Genomic DNA, 9,911 nt, shown 5'->3' on the forward strand with positions numbered 1-9,911 from the left:
TTTCAATGTTTATTGATGATCGTGCGGACACTCATTCCATTATTCATAAACAAAAAACAGCCACATTTTATGTAGCTGTTGGTTATCTTATATATAACGCCGTGCACCTTCCCTTGATTCCATAGCCTCAAGCGTTACCTAAGCAGTTTGCTCGGCCCAGGCAACTCTACGGCACACGGAAGGGACCGCTTACTGCTGCTTCCTTCCGGACCTGACAGGGTTTACGGCTTTCCGTTGCGTAGAACCCAGGCGTCAACACCACTTACTTAGGTCAGACCCTGAAGTTATGGAACCTCAAGAAGGGATTCAGTCTCGCTATAGCGGTTTGCGAGTACAGGGCACCGCTACCTCCCCACCTAGCACGGCAAATTTGTAAACATTTTTAGTGGCGTCGATAACGACGCAAAACCTAGTATAGACGTTTTTCTTCTCAAATGCAATAGCAAATGGGTAAGACTTATTTCCAAATCCTGAATTCGATACCATTATAACAAAATAAGGCCGGAATCTTTAATCATCCTGTTGTTCTTCATTGGCTTCTTCTGCTTGCTTTAGTTTTTCAGCAAGAATATGTGGTGGCGTATGCATCACGTGTTCTATCGGCATCTTTAACTTTTCCGAGATCATCTTTGCTGTTTCAAGGGAAATTTGATTTGGGCGCAAGTTCCCTTCCTCCCTTCAATTATTGTTTCACATTATCCTTTAAAATATTATATCATTTCGTATTTATGTTTTTGGTTTCTCGCGTAGCTTTTTGAAGAAACCCTTCAGCCTTCTCGCTGACTCTTCTTCAAGTACATGTCCAGTCACTTCTGCCTGGTGATTAAATCGCTCATCTGCCAATAAGTTCATAAATGTGCCACAACATCCACCTTTCGGATCAGGAGCACTAAATACAACTCGCTCAATTCGCGACTGTAAAATGGCCCCAGCACACATCGGACACGGTTCGAGTGTTACATACATTGTACTATCAGTCAAACGCCAACTCCCAATATGGGAACATGCTTCTTCAATTGCAATCATTTCTGCATGCGCTGTTGAGCGTTGCCACATTTCACGTCGATTCGAACCAGATCCAATAATAGAACCATGCCGAACGATAATTGCGCCAATGGGTACTTCTCCTTGAGTTTCTGCTTCATCTGCTAACATCAACGCCTGACGCATATACCATTCGTCACTTGTTGACAACGGTTTGCTTTCCATTGCTTGGAACCCCCTGATTCTCTTACTTCAAATCAAAAACAGGAACTACTTGGTCAAGTACTTTGAGTTTACGTTTTTTTAAAAAGAAACGCAAGTTCAGTGAATGACAACCTTGCAATCTCTCTTTTTGTCGTCATTGTGCGCACAAAAAAGCCCTCCTAGAATAACTAGAAAGGGCGAAATATTTTATTATGTCATTACATTAAGTTATGTATGTATGGCGGAGGAAGAGGGATTCGAACCCTCGCGAGCCGTAAAGCCCCTATCGGTTTTCGAGACCGACCCCTTCAGCCAGCTTGGGTATTCCTCCGTGAAACTTTTTACGTCATTTATTCAACGACAAATAATATTATAAGACAGATAAAATAACCTGTCAAACTAATCAACTAAACGTACATCTTTCATGATTCTATTGGATTATGTCATGAGAAAAAGCTGGTGTCAAAGATATTGACCTTCTCCACCAGCTGAACAGAATCTTTATTTAGAAATCGTTGTCTTTCCACCCATATAAGGTCTTAATACTTCCGGAATTGTTACGGAACCATCTTCATTTTGATAGTTCTCTAAAATCGCTGCAACTGTTCTTCCTACAGCTAGACCAGAACCATTTAAAGTGTGAACGAATTCTGCCTTTCCTTGTGCTTCTCTTCTAAATTTAATATTTGCACGTCTTGCTTGGAAATCTTCAAAGTTACTGCAAGATGAGATTTCACGGTATGTTTCATAACTAGGTAACCATACTTCAATGTCGTATTTTTTCGCTGCTGTAAAGCCGAGATCACCTGTACACATATTCATGACACGGTACGGAAGTTCTAAGCGCTGTAAAATCGTTTCCGCATGCCCTGTTAACTTTTCCAACTCATCATATGAGTTTTCAGGATCAACAAAACGAACGAGTTCTACTTTGTTAAACTGATGTTGGCGAATGAGCCCACGAGTGTCTCGTCCTGCAGAGCCAGCTTCAGAACGGAAACATCCACTAAATGCTGTATATGTAATCGGCATTTCTTCCATTGATAAAATTTCGTCTCGGTGCATGTTTGTCACAGGCACTTCTGCTGTTGGAATAAGAAAATAATCTTCTTCACGGATTTTAAATGCATCTTCTTCAAATTTAGGAAGTTGACCTGTTCCTGTCATACTTTCGCGATTGACCATATACGGAGGAATCACTTCTGTATAGCCGTGCTCATCTTCGTGTGTATCCATCATAAAGTTAATTAACGCTCGTTCTAAGCGAGCCCCTAATCCTTTATAAAACGTAAAGCGACTTCCTGTTACTTTACCCGCTCGTTCAAAATCGAGAATATCTAACTCTCGCGCGATATCCCAATGCGGTTTAAATTCAAAATTTGTTTCTGGAAGCTCTCCCCATTCTCTTACTTGCTCATTATCATCTTCGTCTTCACCAACTGGGACACTGTCATGTGGGATATTCGGGATCGATAACATAATCTCATTTAGTGAAGATTCAATTTCTGCTAGCTCTCCATCGAGCGCTTTAATTTTCTCTGACACTTGTTTCATTTGTTGAATTTTATCATCAGCATCTTGCTTTTCACGCTTTAATTTTGAAATTTCTTCAGATACAGTATTTCTTTCACTTTTCAATGCCTCTGTTTCTTGAATCAATGCACGACGTTTTTCATCTAAAGATTCAAAACGGTCGAGTTCTGAAATATCTTCATTACGTTTGGCTAATTTTTGCTTTACACCGTCAAAATTTCTGCGTAGTTCTTTCAAATCTAACATGTTTTCGACCTCCTAAATTATAGAAAATAAAAAACACCCGTCCCTTAGAATGTCTAGGGACGGATGTAAGACCCGCGTTGCCACCCTTGTTGAACAAAACCGGTTTTGTTCCACTTTGGCATCTTGTAACGGTTGATGAACCGGATTCGCTTACTTATGTAATGCACGTTCGGCAAATCGCTTAGGGATGGATTCACAAACGTCTTTTACCGGTTCACAGCATCCACCGACTCTCTGAAAAAAGACACATTTGTTACTCGTTCCCATCAAGGCTTTTCCTGTATTTAATCCATTGATTTATATTCTATCTTATCCTAATTGGAGATTTTTTAACCTACAACGGGCTGCTGTTTGCGAACAATGTCGACAAAGTATTGGTGAAAACGACGATCCTCAGTCAGTTCCGGATGAAAAGAACATGCAAGAAACGGTCCTTGTTGGGCTGCAACGACTTGACCATTAAACGTCGCTAATACATCAACTGATTGTCCGACATTTGAAATAATTGGCGCCCTTATAAACACAGCTTCAATGTCATCACCAACAGATTCAACTTTTAATGTAGCTTCAAAGCTTTCCCGTTGGCGTCCGAATGCATTTCTTTCAACAGCAATATCCATCGCCTTTAAAAACGGATCCTCGTCACCAATTAGTTCACGAGCCATTAAAATGGCCCCCGCACACGTACCGAAAATCGGTTTCTCTTTGTTTACGAATTGTTGTAATTCCTCAAAAAAGCCGTATTTATTAATCAAACGTCGCATCGTCGTACTTTCGCCACCTGGGAAAACGAGCCCGTCCACTTCTTGTAGCTGTTCAGGACGTTTAATTACGACGACGTCGACATCATTAGCCTCTAAGCTTTGTACGTGTTCACGAACGGCCCCTTGTAAAGCTAAAACACCTATTTTCAACATCATAACAGGCTCCCTTTCTAGTTAACACACGAAGCACATATGGGTCGGTCTTACCAACCGCGGTCTTGCATGCGTTCGTGGTCCGCTAAACTTGTGATGTCCATGCCTGTCATTGCTGTACCTAACCCTTTTGAAAGTTCAGCAATGCGTCCATAATCTTCATAGTGAGTTGTCGCTTCAACAATAGCACGAGCAAATTTATCAGGCTGCTCAGACTTAAAGATACCTGACCCGACAAATACACCGTCAGAACCTAGTTGCATCATGAGTGCTGCATCAGCTGGTGTTGCTATCCCACCTGCTGCAAAGTTCACGAGAGGAAGTTTTCCATTCTGTTGAATGTCTCGAAGTACATCATATGGTGCACCTAAATTCTTCGCTTCTGTCATCAATTCATCTTCAGCCATGTTGACGATCTTTTTAATTTGACCTTGCATCATACGCTGGTGACGAACAGCCTCAACGATATTTCCAGTACCTGGTTCACCTTTTGTTCGAATCATCGAAGCACCTTCACCGATTCGGCGTGTTGCTTCACCTAAATCGCGAGCACCGCAAACAAACGGAACGGTATAATCTCGTTTCTGAAGGTGATACACTTCATCAGCTGGCGTTAACACTTCACTTTCGTCAATATAATCAACACCTAAAGCTTCAAGCACGCGAGCCTCAACAATATGTCCAATACGAGCTTTAGCCATAACTGGGATCGATACAGCATTGGTTACTTCTTCAACAATCGTTGGGTCCGCCATTCTTGCGACACCACCTGCTGCACGAATATCTGCTGGTACACGCTCTAGAGCCATTACTGCAACAGCACCGGCTTCTTCGGCAATCTTAGCTTGTTCAGCATTGACGACATCCATGATGACGCCACCTTTTTGCATTTCAGCCATTCCTCGTTTTACGCGATCTGTTCCTGTTTGTTGCAATGTAAATCCCCCTTCTCATAATATGAACGTATTATAACAAAAGCATAATCCTTTTTGTTATTATAACGAGAAACCTCGACAATTTCGAATAAAAAATCACAATATTTAAAGTTTTATTTAAGAAAACCAGCCAGACACTGTATCAGCTACGGTTGACCATATGCTAGAGAAAAATCCACCAATACTACGCATCGTCAGTGAAAACCAACCTGCCTCTTCAACTTCATTAGCTGTAACGATTGGCACTTCGTTTTCTTTCGCTGCGCCAGCAATATAGTTATTTGACCCTTCACCACTATAATTTGCGATCAAAGTACCAATTTGCTCTTCTGCGTCTATTGGAGCGACAAGACGATTTTCTTCATCAAAATAATCTGGATCAAACTGAACTTCTAACTCGTAATTTTCTAGATCATCTTCCTGCATGATCATCGATAATGTCTCACCGCTTACAATATCAACTTCGGATTCCGTTCCACGGACCACCGACAGTGTTTCATATCCATCAACTGATTCTCCCACAGGGTGAATGACTTCTTCGTCAAAATTATTAAAGCCGTATTCCATGATGCGCTCAGTTTCTTGGAAACGCTCTTGTTCACTCGCACCTTTCATGACTACGGAAATTAATCGTTGTCCACCTTTTTCACCAGTGCCAGCAAAGCTATATCCCGCTGCAGATGTAAAACCTGTTTTTAACCCATCCATTGGTCCATATTCATATAAATGGCCTTGTAACATTTTGTTCCAGTTCGGCATACTTATCTCATCTTCTGTACCTTCTTTAAAGGTCATATGAGGCACACTTGCTGTATCTAAAACTTCAGGGTAATCATTTATTAGGTGGTAAGCTAAAGTAGCCGTTGCTCGAGCTGACATATAGTTGTCATCATCCGGTTGCGTTCCTTCAGGATATTGGTCATCTAATAGGCTATTTGGAAGGCCGGTAGAATTAACGAACTGAAAATCCCCTAATTCTGCATTAGAAATTTCCTCTAAATCTGTCATTCCATACTCTTCTGCTTCTTCCCTCATAAGCGTGCCCAGACCTAATTCCTTGCCTCGCTCATTCATCATTTCAACAAAGGCACCCTCAGACCCAGCAATATGTTCAGCTAAAACCATCGTTGCCGCATTTGCAGAGTAAATCGCCACTGATTCATATAACTCTTCTACCGTATACTCTTCATCAATACGTAACATGACGTTAGAAAAAGCTAAATTGTGGGAAAGAGCAGCGTTTTCTTCACTAATCGAAACCGTATCATCCCAAGCAATATCACCTTCATTAATAGCTTCCAAAACCAAATATTCACTCATCATCTTAACCATACTTGCTGGTGGTAGTGGTTGATCAATATTATCTTCGTGAAGAATCTTTCCTGACTCACCATCTAAAAGAATCGTCGTCTCTAAATCTGAATTAAAAGAAGCTTCTGTTTCTAATCCATATGTAAATGTTAAAACACCTGTAAGGGCAAGTGCTGTAGCTGTTGTTTTAATCGTTGTACTCAAAAGATTCTTCATCTCTTTCTCCTCCTTGTTCATGCACAGATGTTATTTTATCACAACTATATCCAAAAAAATAGATAGGGGAGTCCCCTATCTATTGCCCTATATGACGATCTATTATAACGAATAGTTTGGTGCTTCTTTTGTTATTTGAATATCATGCGGATGGCTTTCTTGCAATCCTGCATTTGAGATCCGCACAAACTGACTTTCTTCACGAAGGGCTTGCAACGTTTTCGTTCCACAATACCCCATACCAGCTCTGATACCGCCAACTAATTGATGGACAGTTTCTTTCAATGGACCTTTATAAGGTGTTCGTCCTTCAATACCTTCTGGTACGAGCTTTTGATTATTTTCTTGGAAATAACGGTCCTTACTTCCCTTTTCCATCGCTCCCATTGAACCCATTCCACGATAAACTTTAAATTGACGACCTTGGTAAATTTCTGTTTCGCCTGGACTTTCACTTACACCAGCTAAAAGACTCCCTAGCATAACAGCGTGTCCTCCAGCAGCAAGTGCCTTGGCGATATCACCAGAAAACTTGATGCCGCCATCTGCAATAATCGGTACGTCATGTTTTCGAGCTTCATTGGCACAATCATAAATGGCCGTTACTTGTGGAACACCAATACCTGCTACAACACGAGTTGTACAAATTGACCCTGGTCCAATACCGACTTTAATAATATTTGCGCCCGCTTCGATTAAATCTTTCGTCGCTTCCGCAGTAGCAACATTGCCCGCAACAATGTCAAGATCCGGATAAGTTTCACGAACTTCGCGTACCTTATCCACTACACCTTGAGAATGGCCATGAGCCGTATCGATGACAAGTACATCAACACCAGCCTCTACAAGAGCTTCTGTTCGCTTTGTTGAATCTCCAGAAACTCCGACAGCCGCACCGACGATGAGACGTCCTTCAGGGTCTTTAGCGGATTGAGGGAACTCTATCCCTTTTTCAATATCTTTAATCGTTATAAGTCCTTTTAACGTACCATCTTCCGCAACTAAAGGTAACTTTTCTATTCGATGCTTCTGAAGGACATCTTGTGCTTCGCGTAAAGAAGTACCCACAGGAGCTGTAATTAAGTTGTCCTTTGTCATTACTTCATCAATTTCTAATGAATAATCATCAATGAACCTTAAATCTCGATTCGTAATAATTCCGACTAATTTTTGCTCTTCATCAACAATCGGAACCCCTGACACACGATACTTACCCATTAGGTGTTCAGCATCATAAACTTGATGTTTAGGTTCTAGGAAGAAAGGATTCGTAATAACGCCACTTTCCGAACGTTTCACACGATCAACGTGTTCAGCTTGCTCTTCAATCGACATATTTTTATGAATAATCCCAAGTCCACCTTCACGAGCAATCGCAATGGCTAACTCCGCCTCAGTTACCGTATCCATCCCTGCACTTAAAATCGGTATGTTTAGTTTCACACGCTCGGATAGCTTCGTCTCAACACTGACATCTTGTGGAACGACTTCGGACTTTGCTGGAAGAAGTAACACGTCATCAAACGTCAAACCTTCCTTCTCAAACTTATTTTCCCACATGAACACGAATCCCCCTTATAAGTTATTCTCACAAAATATTATTTGTAGCTTATCAACTGGACAAACTACTGTCAAGATGGCAGTTCGAACATATTGTTAACCAATACAAACAATGTAAAACAAAAGGAGTGAATACTTTGAGTAACCGACCAATTTCCTTTTATATGTTCCACTCAAGCGACTATGTAAAATCCTTTTTATCAAATAAATATAAAAAGTTTTCTAAATCTGAGCGTGAACAACTTGCATATCAAAACTGTTACAGATTCACCTATTTTCTTCGCTATGGAGAAAAATATTTAACAACCGCAAAAAACGTGACAACAGATATACAACCACTTCTCCTGTTTTATTGTTTATCACAATGGATGAAAGCGATTTTGTTGATCGCTGACCCTCATTACCCTTCAAGTACAAAGCAACTTGCTCACGGGGTATCAACAAGAAAGAGAAAACGACAAAATTATTCTTTTTTAAAAGATGAAGTGAAAGTTCAAAAAGAAGGTTTTTTTGGACACTTTTCACATAAAGTGTTTCATGTGAAACAATTTTCGGGGGAATGTTATGTCATTCGACAATTATTACGTAAAATACCAAACCTATATATATTATTTCAACAATTAGAATCAACATCTGTCGCTTCTTCTGTCGGACATCAAAATGATTCAAAAATCACGATTCCCTATGAACGAGTTGATTCATTTACAATAAGTCATCATGAAACAATCCAAAAACTGCGTTGGCACTGCTCTTCTCCCCTACATATCGATATGAATGAAAACGATATGAGCATAAAAGGAGATCAATCTTTTCGCTCTATGCTATATCACCCTTTCTTCACTGATGAAGATGGACATTTATGGTTTCCGCACCATGAGGAGGAGCTTCAATTACTACCCGAAATCCTTGTTCATTATTTATTACTTTATCAATTAAGTATGGTATGTCGGTATGAAATGGAATGGTGGGGAGACTTATTTTATGGTGAAGGCACGAATGATCTTGCTTTTATAGAATCGTATTTACATGTTGCAATTGAGCGGATTCCTGAACTGATCATCGACTTTCTCGAATTGAAATAAGAACCGCATGATTGATATTTTGAATAAAGGAACTCTTAGCAAACGTTAACGTTGTGTTTGTTTTAATTTGGCTAATCTCATAATGCTCTCTTTAAATGACTCTTTGGTAGGCTTAGGAGACGATTAGAGCGATTTAATGAAGATTCATGACTGTTGCATAATGCTAGTCAAAGAAAACACCTTCAAGTACATAGGTGACTAGGAATCCAACTGCATCGTTTTTTCCAATTCACCTTAGATTCTTTGCTTACTTTCTCCTCGACTCTTTTCGAAAACTTTGTTGTTTTGAAAAACTCGGAGAAGTGAACGGTGGCAGCTCCAGGTTGGAAAAATGCGGTCACGTTCTCTGTTTCGTTCGTTGCGGACATTGATTCCGTTATTTGCTCGAAAAATGCTGTTTTTGAGCTTTTTAGGGACATGAGTTCCGCTAATTGCAAAAAAACACCCTTTATTGCCAGCAAAAGAAGGGGTTAACGGAACATATGTCCGTCTGCCCCCTAAAAATGACGTATTTGAATGAAATAACGGAACGTATCTCCGCGATAAGAAGGCACCTTGATACGATCATGTGAAGCATGAACCGATGCCGCCTTTTATCCAGGTGAAAACGCCGAATCAGAGGTGTGAACGAATTCTTTTAAAAGTAACAACCTTTTAGAAAGCAGCCCTCTTCTATTACAAACACGCCTTCACCTTTCTGTGAATACTTTTTATTCTGAACAAAAAAGCACATCGCTTCTGCAACATGCCCTCAAATGCCTGGCGGCGTCCTACTCTCACAGGGGACACCCCCAACTACCATCGCCAGGCTGCGGAATCCGATTAACGGCGAATTTCTTCGTCAGCTGCTCTCTCATAAGAAAAGTACAAGGCGCCCGCCTATCGGCGACTAGCACTGGAGGTACGGCAAGCAGAAGCGCTTT

General features: G+C 40.7%; 8 protein-coding genes, 1 tRNA gene, 1 other RNA gene and 1 other annotated feature. Of the genes, 1 reads left to right on the forward strand and 9 read right to left on the reverse strand.

Annotated elements, in window-relative coordinates; genetic code table 11:
- Positions 1-99: 99 nt before the first annotated feature.
- The 9 genes from ffs to guaB all read right to left on the reverse strand — a co-directional run bounded on the left by ffs (position 100) and on the right by guaB (position 7,906).
- Positions 100-365: signal recognition particle sRNA large type (gene ffs, locus HNQ41_RS15430), an RNA gene on the reverse strand.
- Between the two features lie 145 nt (positions 366-510).
- The gene (locus HNQ41_RS15435; RefSeq protein WP_184665331.1) at positions 511-663 is read right to left on the reverse strand and encodes a YycC family protein; all 153 of its coding nucleotides are present in this window, start codon (positions 661-663) and stop codon (positions 511-513) included.
- 63 nt (positions 664-726) lie between these two features.
- Positions 727-1,209: a tRNA adenosine(34) deaminase TadA gene (gene tadA / locus HNQ41_RS15440; RefSeq protein WP_184665332.1), complete on the reverse strand. Its 483-nt coding sequence runs from the start codon at positions 1,207-1,209 to the stop codon at positions 727-729.
- Between the two features lie 218 nt (positions 1,210-1,427).
- A tRNA-Ser gene (locus HNQ41_RS15445) sits at positions 1,428-1,519 on the reverse strand.
- Positions 1,520-1,689: 170 nt separating this feature from the next.
- Positions 1,690-2,967, reverse strand: coding sequence for a serine--tRNA ligase (serS, locus tag HNQ41_RS15450; protein ID WP_184665333.1), 1,278 nt, complete (start codon positions 2,965-2,967; stop codon positions 1,690-1,692).
- A gap of 52 nt (positions 2,968-3,019) precedes the next feature.
- Positions 3,020-3,246 (reverse strand) — a binding site (T-box leader).
- Between the two features lie 50 nt (positions 3,247-3,296).
- On the reverse strand, positions 3,297-3,884 hold the full coding sequence (gene pdxT / locus HNQ41_RS15455) for a pyridoxal 5'-phosphate synthase glutaminase subunit PdxT (RefSeq protein WP_184665347.1): 588 nt from the start codon (positions 3,882-3,884) through the stop codon (positions 3,297-3,299).
- Between the two features lie 50 nt (positions 3,885-3,934).
- Positions 3,935-4,819 carry a pyridoxal 5'-phosphate synthase lyase subunit PdxS gene (gene pdxS, locus HNQ41_RS15460; protein ID WP_184665334.1) on the reverse strand — a complete coding sequence of 295 codons (885 nt, stop codon included), beginning with the start codon at positions 4,817-4,819 and terminating at the stop codon, positions 3,935-3,937.
- Between the two features lie 117 nt (positions 4,820-4,936).
- Positions 4,937-6,346, reverse strand: a complete 1,410-nt coding sequence (locus HNQ41_RS15465; protein WP_184665335.1) for a D-alanyl-D-alanine carboxypeptidase family protein — start codon at positions 6,344-6,346, stop codon at positions 4,937-4,939.
- A gap of 102 nt (positions 6,347-6,448) precedes the next feature.
- Complete coding sequence (guaB, locus tag HNQ41_RS15470; RefSeq protein ID WP_184665336.1) at positions 6,449-7,906, reverse strand: IMP dehydrogenase; 1,458 nt, start codon at positions 7,904-7,906, stop codon at positions 6,449-6,451.
- A 137-nt stretch (positions 7,907-8,043) separates the two neighbouring features.
- Between guaB and HNQ41_RS15475 the strand changes: the two genes are divergently transcribed.
- A complete protein-coding gene (locus tag HNQ41_RS15475; protein ID WP_184665337.1) occupies positions 8,044-8,988 on the forward strand; it encodes a YaaC family protein in 945 nt (314 codons plus the stop codon).
- Positions 8,989-9,911: the final 923 nt, after the last annotated feature.

It is taken from the genome of Texcoconibacillus texcoconensis, assembly GCF_014202575.1.
Taxonomy (GTDB): Bacteria; Bacillota; Bacilli; order Bacillales; family Salisediminibacteriaceae; genus Texcoconibacillus; species Texcoconibacillus texcoconensis.